The 19,980-nt window shown below is 42.6% G+C and carries 13 protein-coding genes and 2 pseudogenes; 7 read left to right on the plus strand and 8 right to left on the minus strand.

Annotated elements, in window-relative coordinates; all coding sequences use genetic code 11:
* Positions 1-6: 6 nt before the first annotated feature.
* The 5 genes from HII16_RS01390 to arsB form a co-directional block, all read right to left on the minus strand.
* A complete protein-coding gene (locus HII16_RS01390; RefSeq protein WP_169126770.1) occupies positions 7-1,656 on the minus strand; it encodes a polysaccharide biosynthesis/export family protein in 1,650 nt (549 codons plus the stop codon).
* Positions 1,653-2,852 (minus strand): lipopolysaccharide biosynthesis protein, encoded by a 1,200-nt coding sequence (locus HII16_RS01395; RefSeq protein ID WP_169126772.1) that lies wholly within the window; start codon positions 2,850-2,852, stop codon positions 1,653-1,655. Before HII16_RS01395 ends, HII16_RS01390 begins: the two co-directional genes overlap by 4 nt.
* Complete coding sequence (locus HII16_RS01400; protein ID WP_169126774.1) at positions 2,836-3,507, minus strand: ABC transporter ATP-binding protein; 672 nt, start codon at positions 3,505-3,507, stop codon at positions 2,836-2,838. The genes HII16_RS01395 and HII16_RS01400 overlap by 17 nt, the downstream gene beginning before the upstream one ends.
* The gene (locus tag HII16_RS01405; protein ID WP_169126776.1) at positions 3,504-4,301 is read right to left on the minus strand and encodes an ABC transporter permease; all 798 of its coding nucleotides are present in this window, start codon (positions 4,299-4,301) and stop codon (positions 3,504-3,506) included. Before HII16_RS01405 ends, HII16_RS01400 begins: the two co-directional genes overlap by 4 nt.
* A 986-nt stretch (positions 4,302-5,287) precedes the next feature.
* Complete coding sequence (gene arsB / locus HII16_RS01410) at positions 5,288-6,304, minus strand: ACR3 family arsenite efflux transporter (protein WP_169126778.1); 1,017 nt, start codon at positions 6,302-6,304, stop codon at positions 5,288-5,290.
* Positions 6,305-6,485: 181 nt separating this feature from the next.
* Between arsB and HII16_RS01415 the strand changes: the two genes are divergently transcribed.
* From HII16_RS01415 to HII16_RS01425, 3 genes and pseudogenes are all read left to right on the plus strand, one after another.
* The gene (locus HII16_RS01415) at positions 6,486-7,715 is read left to right on the plus strand and encodes a low temperature requirement protein A (RefSeq protein WP_169126780.1); all 1,230 of its coding nucleotides are present in this window, start codon (positions 6,486-6,488) and stop codon (positions 7,713-7,715) included.
* A 106-nt stretch (positions 7,716-7,821) separates the two neighbouring features.
* Positions 7,822-9,773 (plus strand): annotated as a pseudogene (locus tag HII16_RS01420) (BCCT family transporter).
* Between the two features lie 134 nt (positions 9,774-9,907).
* Positions 9,908-10,984: an alkene reductase gene (locus tag HII16_RS01425; RefSeq protein WP_169126782.1), complete on the plus strand. Its 1,077-nt coding sequence runs from the start codon at positions 9,908-9,910 to the stop codon at positions 10,982-10,984.
* 84 nt (positions 10,985-11,068) lie between these two features.
* Here HII16_RS01425 and HII16_RS01430 read toward each other — a convergent pair whose 3' ends face one another.
* Together HII16_RS01430 and HII16_RS01435 are read right to left on the minus strand one after the other, a co-directional pair.
* Positions 11,069-11,677: a redoxin domain-containing protein gene (locus HII16_RS01430; protein WP_169126784.1), complete on the minus strand. Its 609-nt coding sequence runs from the start codon at positions 11,675-11,677 to the stop codon at positions 11,069-11,071.
* Positions 11,664-13,742, minus strand: a complete 2,079-nt coding sequence (locus HII16_RS01435) for a thioredoxin family protein (protein WP_169126786.1) — start codon at positions 13,740-13,742, stop codon at positions 11,664-11,666. The genes HII16_RS01430 and HII16_RS01435 overlap by 14 nt, the downstream gene beginning before the upstream one ends.
* Positions 13,743-13,899: 157 nt before the next feature.
* On the opposite strand from HII16_RS01435, the gene HII16_RS01440 reads away from it, so the two are divergent.
* From HII16_RS01440 to HII16_RS01455, 4 genes and pseudogenes are all read left to right on the plus strand, one after another.
* The gene (locus HII16_RS01440; protein WP_169126798.1) at positions 13,900-14,322 is read left to right on the plus strand and encodes a DUF4174 domain-containing protein; all 423 of its coding nucleotides are present in this window, start codon (positions 13,900-13,902) and stop codon (positions 14,320-14,322) included.
* 102 nt (positions 14,323-14,424) lie between these two features.
* A complete protein-coding gene (locus HII16_RS01445) occupies positions 14,425-15,573 on the plus strand; it encodes an iron-containing alcohol dehydrogenase (RefSeq protein WP_169126800.1) in 1,149 nt (382 codons plus the stop codon).
* A 191-nt stretch (positions 15,574-15,764) separates the two neighbouring features.
* Positions 15,765-16,373 (plus strand): annotated as a pseudogene (locus tag HII16_RS01450) (MarC family protein).
* Positions 16,374-16,540: 167 nt separating this feature from the next.
* On the plus strand, positions 16,541-18,622 hold the full coding sequence (locus HII16_RS01455; RefSeq protein WP_169127261.1) for a S9 family peptidase: 2,082 nt from the start codon (positions 16,541-16,543) through the stop codon (positions 18,620-18,622).
* An 80-nt stretch (positions 18,623-18,702) separates the two neighbouring features.
* On the opposite strand, the gene HII16_RS01460 is transcribed toward HII16_RS01455, so the two are convergent.
* Complete coding sequence (locus HII16_RS01460) at positions 18,703-19,974, minus strand: NADH:flavin oxidoreductase/NADH oxidase family protein (RefSeq protein ID WP_169126802.1); 1,272 nt, start codon at positions 19,972-19,974, stop codon at positions 18,703-18,705.
* Between the last annotated feature and the right edge of the window lie 6 nt (positions 19,975-19,980).

Here is a 19,980-nt window from a genome sequence, read left to right on the forward strand (position 1 = left end):
TAATTTTTATAAACCAACCACTACAGCAGCTGATACTGCAATTTGATATATGACTTGGAAGATGTCTTTGGTAAGCTGCCATTCCTTCATGTCAGGTTTGGCCAATACAAAAATTTCATCTCCTGCTTTAACTAAATCTTTTTCTTTAAGGTTATCTTCATCAATTTTGACGAAGTCTCCATTTGGCTTTTGCAGCAATATGTTCATTTCTTCCCAATCAGCTGTAGCACCGCCGGCTTTACCGATGAATTCTTTGACGCTCATTTGCTCTTTAAACGCAATTGCCGTTGGAAATAAGACTTCTCCGTGAACCATTACCAGGTTGCGCTTGCTTGGGATAACGACTTGGTCGCCTTGTTGCAAAATTATTTTTGTAGGGTCATAACCTTCCGACAGCAGTACTTGCCCTTTCGGTTGTACCTGTCTGGCTTTTTCAATCCACTGTAAAATAATACCTGCCTCTGCTTCTCTCAGTTGAGCGGCTTCTGTTGAGTCTGAACGAGTCGTTAATACTGTTTGCTCGAGAGAAGATAAGGACGCATCAAGCATCTCTTTTTGACGTTTAGCGACAGATTTTCGAAACAGTTGGATTGCTTTATCATTTGAAAGTTTGTTGTATTCAACACGATTTAAGAGATCTTCAAGGCTTGATCCCCATGGCAAAACCATTTCAAATTCACTGTCGTGTTCTCCCAACACATCGACGCTGATGCTGGTTGGTTTGAGCTGAGAAGACACTTTTATCAACGCCCCGGCTTCTACTTCAATACCGTTTAGATCTGTACTATTGATTGGATACTGTTGTGCGGTGATTTCTTTTACCGCGCCGTTTTGAACTTTATTGTGTTGTGGTTCGATGATAGTAATGTGAGTGGCTTTATCATTCGTGATAACAGCAGACATAATGTTGTTTAGGTTAGCCGTTGAATCTTTAATTTCATATTTGCCTTCAAAGCCAACTTCGCCTTCAACCTCAACTTCACCACGTTTAGGTCCAACAAATATTACGTCCCCATCTTGCAACTGCATAACAGGCAATTCACCACGTTGTAAGAACGCGTAAAGATCGATGTCATACTTGATCTGATTATTACGCTTTACTTTGATATGACGCATACTACCAATATCACGACGGACACCGCCTGCTAGGTCAATAAAGCGAAAAATACTATCGGCACTTTGGCCTTCATACAAACCAGGATTAGTAACTAAACCAGAAAGAAAAACTTTTACCTTTTGACTCGATATCAAACTGACATAGGCTTCAACGTTGGCTTTATAAACACGCTGAATACTCTTATTAATTACCTCGTTAAGATCGCTATTGCTAACACCCAACACATTAATAGGTCCAACTTTAGGAATGAAAATATTACCGCGCGGATCAACGACAATCGTCTCTTGAAAATTAACCCCACCCCAAAGCTGAACAAGAAGAGTATCGCCTTGAGAAATTTTGTACGCTGGGTTTATGGCTGAAAATGACGTGTCTTTAAAGCCCCCCTTAAAGACCCAATCACCGTAAAGGTTTTTCAGATTTGTTTGGTCGATAGTTTGTTGATTTTCATCTGACGCGCTTTGTGCAATCGAGATACTGCCCTGTACTGCAGCGGAGAACAATAGTAAGCCTGTTGAAAGTAATAACGACTTTATCATTCTTGATGTTCCTTTATTATTGTGTAAACCATACGCCCCACTGCATAAATCAATAACAAGGAAACAAACCAAGTAAAGATACTATACAGACGTCGTGGATATTTTTGATCTTCGGCTAATGCTGGATATTCAATAACGAGAAGATGCTTAACCTTGCCATAAGCGTCTGCTCGTACTGTTTCCAGATTTACCAATGCTGAAGTATATAAATCGGCGGCCAACTCACTTTTTAATTGAATTTCTTTAAATTCGCGATGTACCTTGTTTAACGATACTTGATCTTTTTGCGTCAATCTCGCTTGCTCTTGCGCAATTTGAGCTTTTAATGAATCTATGCGAATTTGCTTATTTATTACATCAACCGAATCTTCACGCATAACAACAAGCAAAGATTTTAATTCCGCTTCTGCCGTTATAAGCTCCATTTCTAATTGGTTAATAGCTTCAACTAAAGCACCGCCTTGAATCTCAGGGCTATACAGTTTGAAATCGTCTTGAAATTGCACAAGATTTGTTTGTTGTTGGCTCAATTCGTCATAAGCGCGTGTAACTTCTTGTTGGGCATAATCAAGTTGTTGAAGAACCATTTTGTCGCTTAGTTGATTAATAAATTCTTCACTGATACTTAGTAATTCATTAGCCACTTTAAGAGAGTAATCTTCATCGAAGGTTTGTACTTCCACAAACAAAACATCGGACATTTCATCGTGAAATACTTTCACGTGATTTTGATAATATTGAATGTATTCTTCTTTTGAGCTTTCAGAATAAAGTCTTGAGAAAAAGTCCCAGTCTTTACTTTCGTAATGGGCTTTAAGTTGCACTGCGGCGTCCAATTTCATCGCCATTTCACGAGATTCAATAAACGTCTGTAATATCAAAGCATCCCGCATTGACGGTGACGAGCCACCTAATGCAGCTAAGCCCCCTAATGCGATATCATTAGAACCGGCTTCTTTAACAACGAATTGTGACTCACTTACAAATCTAGGGCTTGCAACAAACGCGTAATAAACAATTACCAAAAGGGAGGCTAATACAACCAAGGCAAATGACCCTAGCTTTGCCCAGGTTAGGTATATGGTTTTTCTTGTTTGGACGAAAGCTTTGGAATCCGCGACAAATAATTTAGGATCGCGTTTTAGTTTTCTAACTTTTCGTTGTAACGGACTTAAATTTCTAACTGTTTGAGACATATCTTGTTTCGTATTGTTGTATCGCATCATCAAGCGAGTCAAAATAATGTAGTTGCCGATCGATAATGACCAAACCAGCATCACAAAATTTACGTAGTTCACCCATTGAATGGTTAACCATAATTAATTTTGTTTGAGCGTATTTCTCTTTCATCAACGCTTCACTTTTCTTCTTAAAATTTGCATCGCCAACGGCAGAGAGTTCATCAATTAGCAGTACATCAAAGTTAAAATCGAAGCCCATAGTAAGACCAAAAGTTACTCTCGAGCGCATACCGCTAGAATAGTTTTTTACGGGCTCATCAAAAAACTTACCTATTTCAGCAAATTCGCCCACTTTATTTTCGATTTCACGCGTATTTTTGTAACCATGAATTCGCGCGACAAAGCGCACATTTTCGCGGCCTGTCATAGAGCCCTGTAAGCCGCCTTGAAGTCCCAATGGCCAGGAGATTCTTTTTGGTGAAGTTATTTGTCCTCTATTAGGTAGATCCGCTCCCCCCATCATGCGAATAAGAGTTGATTTACCAACACCATTGGGCCCTAAGATAGCTATATTTCTATCCGTTGGCAGTTCAATATTTACATCTTTTAAAATGTAATGACGCCCTTGTTTAGTCCTATAAAACTTGCTGACATTTTCAAACCGGATCATAGTGTGATAAACCGAACTCTATTAATTTGAAAACTTATCAAGCCTATCGCCAAACAGATAATCGAAACCAAAGACACATAGCCCCATTCACCTAAGGGCGTCTGATAACTTTCAAAAAAAGCTTCTCGACTTAGTTCCGTAATGTGGAATATTGGATTCCAATCAAATAAGAACCAATATTTTACCGGTATCATTGTTGCGCAAAATGCTATACCTGAAATGAAAAACATTGGCATAAGAATAATACCAAGTAATTTAGGCGTATCTTCCCAATATAGAGTAGCTGAACAAAGCAGAAGCCCCAGTCCTAAACACATACCAATAAGGAGCAGTGTTATCGCAAAAAGCTTTAATAAATCGTCAGGCAATGCGTCAATTCCGAGCCAAGCCATGCCTATGAGTACAATTATATAAACGACAACAAAAGTAACGAGTTCGATAACTAAACGGGTTACGACTGGCGTGATAGGTTGTACCTGGCGATAGCCAAAAAGCGCTTTATTAGCGATCACTGCAGCAGATAATTGGGGTAGCAACTTTGAAAAAAGTTTATAAGGCATAATTGCCACTACCAGAAAAATTGAAATAGGTACGCCTGTGATGCTTTCACGACCGATTAAAGTAAAAATAGCTGCAAAGAATGCTACCTGAGTAATAGGATCAAAAAGAGCCCAAAAATAACCTAAGCGGTTAGCACCAAAACGTGTTTTCACTTCACGCAATAACAAAGCATGTACGCTGTCGCACATAATCTGCCAAGAGCTACGTTTGTGAGTTTGGTAAGTAGGGTTCATTTTTCGTTTTAAATTTGCGTTTAGGTACGCTTCCGCCCGAAGGACTGGCTCCTCAAAGCAGGTATAATTTGTTGATTATTATGTAATTTGATGTTTGGGCACGCTTCCGCCCGAAGGATTGGCTCCCTAAGGCAAAAATGAACACATACAAACTCGCACAAAAACCCATCAATACGTGCAACAACACGTCATTTAATGAATTTTCATTGCATTTTACGAACTGTTTTAAATAAATCTATTGCGCAAATGTAACGGCCAAACTGGTCGTTTTTTTAACTAAATCGGCTAAGATTATGATTTTCAGCCCGTTATTCTTACTTGTTTACTTTTACGTCAGGTCTGGCGGTGTTTACATTGTGAGCACATAATTTCACATTTGACACAAATCAAACGTCGCTCGCATCAATGAACACTGCATTTTTATTTTTGTTATGCAGACGTTGACAATTCCATTTGTCATAACCGCAATTTTTTGAGGTTATGAAGGTAGCTAAATAGTATTAAACTTCCTGTTTTACTTCTTACTAGTACTGCAGCTCCCTCATAGTTTTGATGAGGATGCGTTAGAATCTTTTATTAAGTTTTTGTTGTAATATTCTTTTATTTTCGAATCTAATTCACATATTGAACATATGCTCTAAAAGCGCATAAAATTTACTTTAATAGGCCATAATTGTCAATGGATCTTTAGCTTTTGTGACCAAGTGTAACGTTATCAAGCACTTCGACCACTTTGTTGCACTTTAGTTTAATTTTCATGCATTTTAGCAACATAATTACCACATCCGACCAGACTTAAAACCGGCCAAAAAACAGTCAAAGAATCAGCAATTAAGGGGGGGGTAGCCACTCTTTGACAGCGCTATCAAGGCTTTTGAGTATTCATAAATAATGAAAGTTTCTTTCATACATATTTGCCTGTTAAACAGGCAAATATCATTTTCGAGGGAAATTTATTGAAGATAATGAGGAAAAATTTTCAGATATTAGTCAAACCAATGGCGGGTGCGATTTACAAACCAAACCAATGACAACATAACTGGCACTTCGACCAATACGCCAACAACGGTCGCCAACGCGGCGCCAGAATGCAAACCAAATAAAGATATAGCGACGGCAACCGCTAATTCAAAGAAATTAGATGTACCTATCATACAAGCAGGGGCTGCTATGTTGTGAGCCAATTTCATCCGCTTTGCTGCCCAGTAGGCGATAGCAAAAATACCATAGGTTTGTATTAACAATGGAATGGCAATGAGTACAATTGCCTGCGGTTTTTCCAATATGATCTGTGATTGCAAACCAAATAACACCACAACGGTCAACAATAGGCCGATAATAGACCAAGGTTTCAAAGTCGCAAGAAAGCTATCAAGTTTACCGTGGTCATCCTTTTTATCTAGCTTTTTACGGGTGTAAGCACCCGCTAACAATGGTACTAATACATAAAGAACAACCGATAACAGCAATGTATCCCAAGGGACACTAATATCCGATACCCCCAATAAAAACCCTGCTATTGGCGCAAACGCAAAAATCATGATGACATCGTTCACCGATACCTGTACCAAGGTATAGTTAGCATCACCTTTAGTCAGCTGACTCCAGACAAAAACCATAGCGGTACACGGTGCAACACCGAGCAATATCATACCGGCGATGTATTCGCTCGCTGTTTGCGGGTCTACCCAGTCTGCAAACAAACCTTTGAAAAACAACCAACCCAGTAACGCCATACTAAACGGTTTGACGAGCCAGTTAATCACTAATGTTAAGATCAAGCCTTTCGGTTTCTTGCCAACATCCTTGATAGAAGAAAAATCTATTTGCACCATCATTGGGTATATCATCAACCAAATCAGTACGGCGATTAGCAAGTTTACTTGCGCATACTCATAAGCGGCGATTTGCTCAAAAACATTAGGTACCATGCTGCCCATGACAATACCTACGATAATTGCCAATCCAACCCAAACCGATAAATAACGTTCAAACAAGCCCATAACATGCCCTAATAAACATACGAAAATTCGAATATATGAATTTTCGTATGTAAGTGAGATGCAGTCAATCAAATAATCACTGTGTTTACAAATTTTTAAACTTTTGTACTGATAACACTTCTCTTTCGATTGCCCATCAGTTACATCTATACTTACGTCACCATGACAATATGAAAACAATATGGCATTAGAAAAACACCCAATGTGGCGAGCGCCACAACATCATATGGATGTCGATCAAGCTTCGAATCACGTGCACTGGATAGAGCTGTTCTATGATCTTATCCATGTTGTGATCATTTTTTTGCTTGGCAATTTCTTGGGTAACCACCTAACGCCAACAGGTTTTGTTTACTTTGTCGGTCTATTTATCGCTGTTTGGTATTCCTGGGCAGATACCAGCTTGTTTAATTCTCTTTATGTCAGTACAGACATAAAACACCGTTTCCTGATGGCGACACAAATTGTCGTAGCGATGATTATGGCAGCCGCTATTCCAAGTATTGATGGTTCTGGCTGGCTGTTTTTCGCTCTGGCGTTTTCTACCAATCGAATATTAACCGCTTACTTTTACATACGTACCAAACAAAAAGGTGCGGAAGAAAGCATCCTTGCCCACAAGATGGGGATTAGCTTTTTCGTATTTGGGGTGATGTTTGCAATCAGTGCCTTCTTACCAGCCCCCTACAGTTACTTGCTGTTCGCCTCAGGTATTGTCGGCATTCAGCTACTTTATATGTTACCCAAAGTTGGTATTCTCGAGTGTGAGCGTTTTGTACCGCGCCTCGGCCACATGTCAGAACGATTTGCTCTGTTGGTGCTAATCGTCGTCGGTGAGGGCTTTTTCAAACTGGTCATTACTTTGGCGCAAATCGGCATCGCCAATGTCAGTTTTGATGTTTTCATTAACTATGTGTTTGGTGGGTTCTCGGTATTTGCCCTTTGTTGGATTTATTTCGATTTTGTCGGCAATGGCAAACCTAAGAACATTGAAAAGTCCACCTTAGTGCAATGGTGGCTAGCGCACCTGGTTTTGATGCTCGCCGGTGTGATGATCGGAGTCGCGTTAACCGGTGAAGTGAAAGTGCGCATCTGGGAGCCTTACCCATTAAAATATGCGGTCATTGGTTGTACGGGATTGGCAGCTTACCTGGCAAGTCTGTTATGGATACAAAACTTAATCGAAAAACGTGTCGCCCATCGTTTTGGTACCGCACGCATCCGTATAGTTGGCATTACCTTAGCCCTGTTTACTTTAGTCACGATACCGTACGTTCCATCTTGGGTCGGTAACCTTCTTTGGGGAAGTGCTCTATTTTCACAAATTTTATTTCCGGTCAGTAAGGCTTATTTCACCTTGTTAAAAGAGGAGCAAATCGAACAAGAAACAAAAAAACAGCAGCAAGATTAACGTGATTGAACACCTGTTTTTCATAAAAACAGGGACTTACAAAGCACCAAAAACCTTTATAACCTATACTGATTGAAACCCCACGTTAGGTTAAAAATACTCTGATATGAAATTAGATATTTCTAAAATTAATCGTCAGGTATTTTTAATATCTGCATTAACCATCCTTGCTTTGCTGTTCTTTACCGTTGCCTCACCTGAGGGTGCAAAATCCTTTTTCTCTCATATCCAGGCGCGCATTATAGGTAATGGTAGTTGGTTTTATGTGCTCACCGTAACCATTATTCTCGGCTTTGTTATTTACCTCAGCTTATCGCGCTTTGCCGACATTAAACTCGGTCCAGATCATTCAAGCCCAGATTATTCCTTAACCACCTGGCTATCCATGCTATTCGCCGCAGGTATGGGTATTGGCCTGATGTTTTTTGGCGTGGCTGAACCTATTATGCATTATCTCGCACCGCCGACAGCGAAAGTGGGTACATTAGAAGCTGCGCGAGAAGCGATGAAGATAACCTTTTTTCATTGGGGACTACATGCCTGGGGCATCTACGCCATCGTCGCCTTAATTCTCGCCTATTTCAGTTATCGCCATAAACTGCCGTTAACGTTACGATCTGCCTTACACCCTATTATTGGTGATCGCATTTACGGTTGGCCCGGACACATCGTTGATATTTTTGCGGTGGTCAGCACCGTCTTTGGTGTCGCGACTTCGCTAGGATTGGGCGCAGCCCAAGTAAACTCCGGCCTAAATTACCTTTTCGATATTGACGTTAGCCAAATTAATCAAGTGACGTCATGTTGGTGATCACCTTTTTTGCATCAATTTCCGTAGCAACAGGCTTAGACCGAGGCATTAAGATTTTATCGCAAACCAACATGGTACTTGCTATTGCTCTGTTGGCGTTAATTTTTGTGTTAGGGCCAACCGTATTTTTACTGCAAGCTTATGTGCAAAATGTCGGTGCCTACTTATCAGATCTTGTTCACGCAACACTTAACTTGTATGCCTACGAGAAAAAAGATTGGATTGGTGGCTGGACTATATTCTATTGGGGCTGGTGGCTTGCCTGGGCACCTTTTGTCGGCTTATTCATAGCTCGTATTTCAAAAGGCCGCTCAATACGCGAGTTTGTGTTTGGCGTAATGCTGGTACCAACGGCGTTTACCCTGCTGTGGATGACAATTTTTGGTAATACCGCTATCTCACTGATCGCTGAAGAACACTTTACCAAACTGGCCGATATGATAAGCAGCAATTCTTCCGTTGGCTTGTTTGTTTTCTTGGAAAACTTCCCATTTACCACGGCACTCACCGGGTTATCAATTATCATGATCGTGATTTTCTTTGTCACCTCCTGCGACTCGGGTGCCATGGTTATTGACATGCTCTGTTCAAATGGCCATAACGATACGCCGATTTGGCAGCGCTTATTCTGGGCAATCAGTGTTGGCGTTGTCGCCGCGACATTAAGTTTGGTGGGCGGCCTGGACGCACTGCAAACCATGACCATTGCCAGCGCCCTGCCATTTGCTCTGGTGCTGCTTTGCTCCTGTTATGGCTTAATGCGCGCATTAAGAATAGAAGCGGCGAAGCAAGACAGTTTGTTGCACAATGCCATGCCCAATAGCCAACATAAAGATGCCAAAACCTGGCAGGAAAAACTCGACAACATCATTGCCACACCAGATAAAAAGAACGCGGGAGTATTTATCAACAAAACCGTGCGACGCGCCTTCGATAAACTCAAGCAACAGTTTGAGTCAAACAACATTGAAGCTGAAATCATTGAGAAAAAGAATGGGCTCGCTTTTAAGGTGTTTCATGGTGAAGAGCACGACTTCATTTATGGCGTTCATAAAAACAAGCAATCACAACCAGAATTTACCAACGAGGAAGGTAATGATGACGATAGCTATTATCGCGCCGAGGTACACCTTAGTCAGGGCGGCCAAGATTACGACATCATGGGCTGGTCTGAGACGGCGGTGATCATGGATGTCATTGACCAGTACCAAAAGCACATGCACTTCTTACACTTACTAAGAGAATAACAATACCTCTCGCAAGCCCCTATCAAAACGGAATAAGCTAGCGCAGATTGCCATAATCGCAAGCATTGTGAATTTTTGTTTCGCCTCCATATCCATGTTATTCCCAATAGCAAGGTCATTTTTTGGAGTACCTTATGACGCAGACATCTGCCCTACACAAGCAAATTCAACTTGGTGATATCACCCTGAATAACCGCATTATCATGGCGCCGTTAACTCGCACTCGTGCCAACGGTGATGTTGCAAACGAATTAATGGCAGAGCACTATAGCCAACGCGCCAGCGCTGGTTTGCTAATTGCCGAAGCTACCGCAGTAATGAAAGACACGGTGGCCTTTTTAAATGGCCCAGGCATTTATTCTGATGAACATGTAGAAGGCTGGAAAAAAGTTACCGATGCGGTGCACGCTAAAGGCGGTAAGATCTTTTTGCAAATTTGGCATGGTGGTCGCGCCAGTCACCCTGACTTAAATGGTGGTGTTGTTCCCGTTGCTGCTAGTGCCTTAGCAATAACCAACGATGAAGTCCATACCGCGGAAGGTAAAAAAGCCTATACCGTACCGCGTGCATTAGAAACCGAAGAAATTCCAACGATTGTCGACGCTTTCAAACAAGGCGCGATATACGCCAAACAAGCCGGTTTTGATGGCGTTGAAGTACATGCGGCAAATGGTTATTTACTGGATAATTTTTTACGCGACGGTAGCAATCAACGTGAGGACCAATACGGTGGTTCAATCGAAAACCGTGCACGCTTATTATTTGAAGTACTGGATGCGGTTATCGATGTCTGGGGCGCCGGCAAAGTCGGTCTTCGTACCTCACCACTTAATAGCTTTAATAGCATGCTCGATAGCGATCCGGTAGGCCATACCAAGTATTTGGCTAAGCGCCTTAACGACTATAACCTCGCCTACTGGCACCTAATGCGCGCTGATTTCTTGCAGCAACAAAGCGGTGACGTAGTAACCCCGGCGCGTAAGATTTATCAAGGTAATTTAATAGGTAATATGGGCTACAGCGCAGATGAAGCGGAACAAGCGGTTGCTAACCAGCAATTAGATGCGGTTGCCTTTGGTGTGCCATTTATCGCCAACCCTGATTTGGTAGAACGCTTGGCCGTTAACGTCGAGTTAAATGAAGCAGACCCGAATACCTTCTACTTAGGTGGTGAAAAGGGTTATACCGACTACCCGTTTATGAACAAATAACTAACTTTGTTCAAACCATTGAAAAAGCCTGATCATGGATCAGGCTTTTTCGTTTCAAATGAACCCAAAATATAGTGTGTGGGGCTAACTCTTATATTTGACTGAACATCCGTAAGGTGGTGTCACTTTTTTCGCGACATCTTGTCCAGTCATCAAGCTTTGCATTCCTAAATCCAGGTAGTTCTCTGCTTTCGGAATATCGGCCTGGTTCGCAGACTTAATACTGTCAATAGCACCGGCGTAACGCAAATTACCCTCAGGATCGATGATGTACATGTGCGGAGTAGTTTTCGCACCATACAGTTTGCCCACATCACCACCTTCATCAAATAATACATGACTTGGTACGGCATTGCGTGACGAGGTTAATTCATCAGCTTTAGTTGGGCTAACATGACCTTGCTTGCCTTCGGCTGAAGAGATAATTGATAACCAGACAACGTCTTGTTCGGTATATTTACGTTGCAAGGTTTGCATGTTGTCACTGTCGTAGTGCTTCTGCACATATGGACACAAATGATTGGTCCATTCTAAGACTACGTACTTGCCTTTATAATCAGTCAGACTGACTTGCTCGCCTTTACTGTTAACCAATTTAAAATCCGGCGCTGGCGCGTCAACTTTTGCACCTGCCATCACACTCATAGGTAGCATTAATAACACGCTAACAATAAGCTTTTTAAAGTGTCCCATTTTCTATCTCCTGTTGTGCTTTTTCTATTGCGTTAATAACTATTTCTGTTGTCAAAACTTGCGGTAAAACCTGTTCATAGTGCTCGCCTGCGTAAACCACATACAGCGGCACTCCAGAACGTTGGTATCGCGTCAAAAAATCAAAAATCTGTTGGTTTTTGTTGGTCCAGTCACCAACCATATAATGTACCTGCTCATCAGCGATAACGGCGTCAAAAGCCTCATCATTAAAAGCTACCTGTTCATTCACTTTACAGGTAATGCACCAATCAGCGGTCATATTGACCAAAACAACCTGGTTCTGCTTACGTAACATATCTAATTTTGTATCACTGAACGTTGCCGCTGTTTGCACTTCAGCTTGCTTAATAAGCGCACTGCCTTGATGACTGGTATAGCCTCCCGCTAACAGAGCAACCAATAAAAACAAAGGTGACAAGCGCGCGGAGCTTTTACTGCTCATCCAAATAAACAACGCAAACATCAACAACCCGGACAACAACCATAGCTGACCTAAGCTGCCGGTTTGTCCTTGATAGACCCAAACCAACCAAACAACCGTTGCCAGCATGGGAAACGCTAAAAACTGCTTAAAGGTATCCATCCAGGCACCAGGTTTAGGTATTAAGTTGGCAAACTTTCGACTAAGGCCAAGCAAAGTCATAGGTAAAGCAAAACCAACCGCCAAAGCGGTAAATATCATCAATGTGGTTATTGCTGGACTAACCATAGCCACGCCTAGCGCCGTCGCCATAAATGGCGCAGTACAAGGGGATGCAACCACCACGGCCAATACGCCGGTAAAAAATTGACTTTTAAAGCCTTTGCCTTGAGTTAATGATTGTCCCATGCCTGCAAGTCGACCACCTGTTGGCGCTACGTCCAATAACATCAAAGCAATGAATACAAATAAGAACGCCAAGGCGGCAATAACCAAAGGCTCTTGCAAATGAAAGCCCCAACCGACCGCGCTACCACTGGCTTTAACAGCCAAAATAATGGCGGCAAATAACCAAAAGCTAGTCAGCACACCAATGGCAAAGCCGGCTTTATTGAAAAAGCTTTGCTGGTTCTGATTGTAATCACGGCTGTGACTCATCGACATCGCTTTAATAGACAAAACAGGTAAGACACAAGGCATGACATTAAGGATTAAGCCACCGACAAAAGCGAGCAGCATCAACCATAAAAGACTTTGTGATTCAGCTCCCGAGCTTATCGCCGATGCAGCAGCGCTGTTAAGGCCTGATGTTAAATAGTAGCCTTGCTCACCATCAGTCAACAAAAACTGAACGTCTTCATTAGTCAATGAGAAATAATCTGATTTTGGCAACAGGAAGTTTAACTGGCCATTATCCAATACAGGTTGCTGTACGGCATTATGTTGAATGACATCGGCACGAAACGGCAATAGTTGCCAGTTATTCGCGCTAACAGATTCTGGCATGGACACCGAAAGAGCCAGGTGTGTTTCGGTAAATTCATGCTTGCCACTAAGTATTTGTGATTGCGGAAGCTGCTCACGGGTATTGGCAAACCAAGTGGCATCTTCGCTTAACTGTTCGCTAGGATTGCCCTCAGGGTTAACTGGTAATTCGATCGACAAGGTCGCCCAGCCTGGAATGCAGTCTTCTTTACATACCAACCAGGAAAGATCAGCAACTATTTTGACGCTTGAGGCCGCTGTATTTTGCTCACTCAACGTTACAGGCACCATCAGCAAATTGGCACCGCTATAACCGTAGTTAACTAAATGCGCGACCGGGATAGACTCCGGCAGTGGCCAAAGGATGTCGCCAAACTCCATGTTTTGAGGCGCAGACCAACTCACTGTGGGCGCTTCACCAGAATCTCCGGCATTGCGCCAATAGGTATGCCACTCTTTTTCGGGAGTTAATAAAATCCCAAGATACTGACGCTCGCCTGGCACCAAGGCGCTATTTTCAGATAATAACGCCACTTCGATGTGAGGACCTGTGGCGCGACTGGAATCACTACTTTCCGCTGCTACGACATGCAACAACGCGAAAAAATACAAGCCTATGAAAAACAAAAATCGTTTCATTTTTAATTAGATGGACATCATTTAACAATTTATTAACCATCTTAGCCTACACTAAAAAACATCGAATAGATCAAAATAAACCGACAGATTGCACTAATCTTGAGACGAACTCACTGCGTATAACGCAACAAGAATTTTCAATCCATCGCTCATTGTCATGAAAACGTCAGCCTTAATTGCATTGTTGCCTTTATTTACTCTTTGCCAGAGTCCCCCTCTGCTGGCAGAAGACACATCACCTGAAGATTTGCAGTGGCAACAAAGAGTTCTCGTTTTCAACATAGATAAAAAGCAGCAATTACCCAGCATTGAGAAAGACATACGAGACGAATTTAAACTCACCGTATTCGCCATATTCGAGGGCAAGACTTATCGCTTGGATGATGACACAACCTTAACGCCATTACCTGACAGCCAATATCGAGCTTTAAGTGAACGATATGCGCAAAAGCAACAGGTTTGGCTAATTGGTCTCGATGGTGGCATCAAAGCTAACTACTCCATCGAGAATTTTGACATGGAGAAAGTCGCAGCCTTTATAAACACCATGCCCATGCGGCAGTGGGAGTTGAATCAGTAGTACAGAAACCCCATATCATCATTTGCCCAAACCAAAACAGGGCGACTATGATTGAGTGGACATTTTCTCTCTTTCTATTTACCAAACTAGAGATTTCGCATCATGAATTTTACGTATCAAAACGCTACACAAATTTTCTTTGGCCAAGGTCAAATCAGCAAAATCAGCGATGCCATCGGCACCGACGCTAAGGTGTTATTTTTATACGGTGGTGGTTCAATTAAGAAAAATGGTGTGTACGATCAAACCGTACAAGCACTTGAAGGTCACAACTGGGTTGAGTTTTCAGGTGTTGAGCCGAACCCGACAAAAGAAACGTTAGACAAGGCAATCGCCGTTTGTAAGCAAGAAAATATCGATTTTATTCTTGCTGTCGGCGGTGGCTCGGTCATTGATGGCGCCAAATATGTTGCGGCTGGTGCGCTTTATGATGGCGACGCCTGGGATATCCTTATAGGTAAATACACGCCAGAAAAGGCATTACCAATTGGCGCTATTTTAACCATCCCGGCAACCGGCTCTGAATCTAATGGTAATTCTGTAATCACAAATGTTGGTACTCAACAAAAAATGGCCTTCGCGGCGCAATGTGTACTACCAATTTTCGCAATTATGGACCCGGACGTGATGAAGACACTACCTGAAAAGCAATTAGCAAATGGTATCGTTGATGCATTCGTTCACGTTTGCGAGCAATACATCACTAAAAATGCCGGTGCCATGGTGCAAGATGGGTTTTCAGAAGCGCTTCTGCGCAGCCTGATTTCTCTCGGTAATGACTTTAACGATCGCGACAACGACCTATGGCGTGCCAACCTAATGTGGGCCGCAAACCAAGCCCTAAATGGTTTGATTGGTAGCGGAGTAGAGCAAGACTGGTCAACCCATATGATTGGCCATGAGCTAACTGCGTTATGGCATGTTGACCACGCTCGCTCATTGGCAATTGTGCAGCCATCGTTACTTCGCAATCAAATTGACCATAAACGTGGCAAACTAGAGCAAATGGGTCGTAACGTGTTTGGTCTTGAGCAATCAGATGATTTGGCAGAGCGCACTATTGACGCCATTGAAGCGTTTTACAACAGCCTTAATGTTGCTACTCAACTTACCGAGCACGGCGATGACAAACAAGGTGCCATTGATGCCGTAGTAAGTCGATTGGAAGGGCTGAACTTTGTATCCCTGTCTGAAAACGGCACGGTTACTCCGGTAGAAGTGCGTCAAATTTTAACTAACGCCGTCGCCTAATCGACTGTTACTCAATAGCTTTAGCTTAGAAAAAGGCGAGTTTCCTACTCGCCTTTTTGTTTTTCTCATTCCTTGCCAAAATCATCAAGCAAAAGCACACCGATAATGTGCGATTCGGCAGATGTCCTAAACTATCTATTAAGCAAATAACAATCCTGCTTTAATAAAGCAATGAACCACAGGACAACAATTTGATTGATTTTGTCGCCACCTTTATCGCTTTTTTTGCTGTCATCGACCCGATAGGGACAGTGCCAGTATTTATTGCCGTAACGTCGCAATATGATGCTCAAGCAAGGAAAAAGATTGCGTTATTTGCCACCTAAATCGCCGCCGGCATTCTGTTATTTTTCGTATTGATTGGTGAGCATATCCTAAACGCAATGTCGATCCCTTTACCTGCGTTTCAAATCGCTGGTGGCATCGTTTTATTCTTGTTTGCGTTAACCATGATTTTTGGCGAAAGTAAGCCCGAAGAAGAAATACAGATGGTTAAGAACCACAGAGATACCGCAACCTTTCCCCTTGCTGTGCCTTCCATTGCCAGTCCTGGTGCCATGCTTGCCGCTGTATTGTTAACCGATAACAGTCAGTTTAGCGCATGGGAGCAAGCACAAACTGTATCGATGATTTTTGCAGTGCTTCTCGTTGCTTATATTTTAATGCTGTTGTCAGGCCGGATAATCAAACTCATTGGTTCGAGTGGCGCTGGCGTTATCAGCCGAGTCATGGGGTTAATATTAGCCGCCGTTGCCACCACTAACACCCTTGCCGGTATCAAGCTATATTTTGGTCTGTAACTCAAGCTATCTATTGCTAGAACCGTCGACAACGTGAAACAACGATTTTTTAACTCATCTCAGAAAATAAACCACTCACATAATATCTCTGGTATTTAGTTCTACACCTGCGCTATGTTATCTACAACATTTTTACTTTAAAACAATAATATAGAGATATATCTGTGATGATTCGTAAACATCTTTCAAAATCTGCGTTGTTGGTGATGAGTGTGTTTTTCGCGGGTACCGCAAGTGCCAGCGAGGACCAACAAGATAACACCCTAGCGCTCAAAGACTTATTTAACCTCGAATATGCAGCAAATCCTGTGGTGATGCCTGACGGCGATCATGTGGTTTATGAACGCCGAAGCATGGACATTATGACCGACTCAATGCGTCGCAACCTGTGGACGGTATCCTTAGACGGTAAAACTCATATGCCGTTATTATCAGATGCTAAAAACCACTTCAATCCGGTGTTCTCGCCAGATGGCACAAAGATGGCTTATTTATCGAGCAAAGAAGGTAAGGTACAGATTTATCTTCGTGATTTGACTAGCGGTAATACCGCCCGCGTAACCGATGTGGCAATAAGCCCTAGCAGCATGAGTTTTTCTCCAGATGGCAAACAACTAGCCTTTGCCATGTTCACGCCGACGAAAGCGAAACCATTATTTAATCTTGGCTTTAAACCGAAAGGCGCTAAATGGGCCGAAGATGCGCATTATATAGATCAGACCTTATTCCAACGCGATGGTGCGGGCATGAAGCGTCCTGGTAATATGCAAGTCTATGTGGTGCCAGCAATCGGTGGCACCCCTCGTCAAATAACCTCTGGCGAGCATGATTACGCAGGCTCTATAGCATGGAGTAAATCAGGTAAGCAATTAATTGTCTCCGCTAATACGCGTGATGATGCTGATTTTGATGTGTTTAACACCGATGTATTGTCCGTTGATATTGCCACCTCAAAAGTTACGAAATTAACCGATGCATCGGGCCCTGAAAACAGCCCAAAAATGAGTCCAAACGGTAAAAAAATTGCTTTCGTCGGTTTTGACGATAACGGCAAATCAAACCAGTTAAACCAGCTGTATATCATGAACACCGATGGTTCAGATATTGAAAGTCTAACCGCAAAACTTGACCGTTCTGTTGGTGGCATTCAATGGGCAGATAACAGTAAAGGTGTGTATTTTAGCTTCGATGACATGGGTAAAAAGCATGTTGCTTATGTCAGCACGTCGGGCAAGATGTCGCGTAAAACTGACGATTTAGGCGGCATGAGTCTTGGTCGCCCATACACCTCAGGTCAATTCGATGTCAGCGATAAAGGCGCTATTGTCTACACCGCATCTACCGGTGATCGTCCGGCTGATCTGGCCATCGTCAACAAAAAAGGCAAAGTGAAACAACTTACCGATTTAAACGCCGATGTGTTTGATCACAAGACGGTAAACAAACCTGAATTAATGGAGCTAAAAAGCAGCGTTGATGATCGCGATTTACAGGCTTGGATTGTCACGCCACCTAACTTCGATGCCAGTAAAAAGTACCCACTCATATTGGAAATCCACGGTGGTCCTCATACAGCTTACGGGTCAGGCTTTTCTGCCGAAGTGCAAATGTTTGCGGCTGCCGGTTACGTGGTGATTTATGGTAATCCACGCGGTTCTACCTCTCAGGGCGAAGAGTTTGCTAACCTTATCGATAAAAACTATCCGTCTCAAGATTACAATGATTTGATGGACATGGTTGATGGAGTTATCAACAAAGGCTATATCGATGAGTCTAACTTGTTTGTTACTGGCGGCTCAGGTGGTGGTACCCTAACCTCTTGGATCATTGGTAACACCAACCGATTCAAAGCGTCGGTAGTTGCCAAGCCAGTCATTAATTGGACCAGCATGATAGGTACATCTGACATTTATACCTTTATGACTAAATACTGGTTTAGTGACTTACCTTGGAATGATTACGAGCAATACTGGAATCGTTCACCACTGTCATTGGTTGGCAACGTTACCACCCCAACCATGGTATTAACCGGTGAGTTAGATGTGCGCACACCTATGGGTGAAAGTGAGCAGTACTATGGTGCATTGCGTTTACAAGGGGTTGAAAGTGCCTTAGTTCGTATTCAAGGCGCTTACCATGGCATTGCCGCCAAACCATCAAATCTGGCGCGAAAAGTAGGTTATATCTTGGCCTGGTTTGATAAATATAAAGACGCTGATAAAGATGCTGGAAAAACAGCGAAACACTAACACTAGCCTTCTGTTATTAAGAATAAAAAGCGGATCATCTTGATCCGCTTTTTTATGTTCACTAATCGCTAAAACAGGTTTTAAGCTCTGCGTTTTCTAAATGAATGTAGCCCCGCGGATAACATGGTTTTTAACACCACGCCCATGGCACTTAAATCGGGCTTGGGATCTTTACCTTTAGCGATGCGCCACATTTGATGTTCATACCAAACCAATCCCACCATGGCGGCCCTATCTAACTTCGGTTTGCCGGTTGTTGGCACAGTTAGGGGCATCGCATGGTTATTGTCGGCAATAAGTTTATTGGGGAACTCAGGATCAACAACCGTCGTTCTGGCGATACCAACAAAGTCGGTTGCACCAGATGCAATGGCATGATTCATCGCCGCACCACTGCGAAAGCCACCGGTTACCACTAACGGCGTATTTACTAATTTACGCACTTTTTCCATATAATCTAAAAAGTAAGCTTCACGTTTGATGGTACTTTGCTTTTGTTCGGTATGTTTTAGCTCTGCATTTTTTGGCTTGGCTGATTTATCAGCCCCCATCATTGATGGGCTTTCATAAGTACCACCGGAGATTTCAATCAAATCAATGCCGGCATTCGATAATGCCTGTACCACTTGCATCGACTCATCTTCGGTGAATCCACCTTTCATAAAGTCAGCGCTGTTTAACTTGATGCCAATAGGAAAATCGTCGCCAACTTGGGCACGCATGGCTTTATAAACTTCCAATACAAAGCGCATACGGTTCTCGAGATTGCCACCCCATTTATCATCGCGTTGATTATGGCGAGACGATAAAAATTGGCTCACCAAATAACCGTGTGCTCCATGAATTTGCACGCCGGTAAAACCTGCCTGTTTTGCCAATTTGGCACTAAGCGCAAATTTATTAATGATGTCGAGGATTTCATTTTCGTTTAACGCGCGTGGTTGATTAAAGGCTTTTTCTAAGCCACGACCTAATGATATTGCTGATGGCGCAACCGGTTGTTCACACAAAAAACTGGGGATTTGTTTACCCGGGTGATTCAGTTGTGGCCAAATATGAGTGTTATTTTGCTTACCAGCTTCGGCCCAACACTTAAACTTAGCCAAATCACTTTGCTCGTCTAACACCACATTTTTCGGTTCACCTAACGCGTTTCTATCTATCATGATATTACCGGTGATAGCCAAACCTATACCGCCCTTGGCCCAACGACCATACAGTTTAGCCAAACCTTGTTTAGGATTGTGATATTTATCGCCAAGCTGTTCACTCATTGCGGATTTAAACAAACGGTTTTTAATGTTAGCGCCATTCGCAAGAGAAAAGCTGTTGGTCAAGTTTAGTGCGGTCATAATCTA

This window comes from Thalassotalea sp. Y01 (genome assembly GCF_012932945.1).
Classification (GTDB): domain Bacteria; phylum Pseudomonadota; class Gammaproteobacteria; order Enterobacterales; family Alteromonadaceae; genus Thalassotalea_A.

Bases quoted from the DNA above. Each gene is read 5' to 3' on its own strand.
- HII16_RS01430 (WP_169126784.1), bottom strand. From the start codon at position 11,677: ATGGGACACTTTAAAAAGCTTATTGTTAGCGTGTTATTAATGCTACCT.
- HII16_RS01405 (WP_169126776.1), bottom strand. From the start codon at position 4,301: ATGAACCCTACTTACCAAACTCACAAACGTAGCTCTTGGCAGATTATG.
- HII16_RS01390 (WP_169126770.1), bottom strand. From the start codon at position 1,656: ATGATAAAGTCGTTATTACTTTCAACAGGCTTACTATTGTTCTCCGCT.
- HII16_RS01440 (WP_169126798.1), top strand. From the start codon at position 13,900: ATGAAAACGTCAGCCTTAATTGCATTGTTGCCTTTATTTACTCTTTGC.
- HII16_RS01455 (WP_169127261.1), top strand. From the start codon at position 16,541: ATGATTCGTAAACATCTTTCAAAATCTGCGTTGTTGGTGATGAGTGTG.
- HII16_RS01445 (WP_169126800.1), top strand. From the start codon at position 14,425: ATGAATTTTACGTATCAAAACGCTACACAAATTTTCTTTGGCCAAGGT.
- HII16_RS01400 (WP_169126774.1), bottom strand. From the start codon at position 3,507: ATGATCCGGTTTGAAAATGTCAGCAAGTTTTATAGGACTAAACAAGGG.
- arsB (WP_169126778.1), bottom strand. From the start codon at position 6,304: ATGGGCTTGTTTGAACGTTATTTATCGGTTTGGGTTGGATTGGCAATT.
- HII16_RS01395 (WP_169126772.1), bottom strand. From the start codon at position 2,852: ATGTCTCAAACAGTTAGAAATTTAAGTCCGTTACAACGAAAAGTTAGA.
- HII16_RS01435 (WP_169126786.1), bottom strand. From the start codon at position 13,742: ATGAAACGATTTTTGTTTTTCATAGGCTTGTATTTTTTCGCGTTGTTG.
- HII16_RS01460 (WP_169126802.1), bottom strand. From the start codon at position 19,974: ATGACCGCACTAAACTTGACCAACAGCTTTTCTCTTGCGAATGGCGCT.
- HII16_RS01425 (WP_169126782.1), top strand. From the start codon at position 9,908: ATGACGCAGACATCTGCCCTACACAAGCAAATTCAACTTGGTGATATC.
- HII16_RS01415 (WP_169126780.1), top strand. From the start codon at position 6,486: ATGGCATTAGAAAAACACCCAATGTGGCGAGCGCCACAACATCATATG.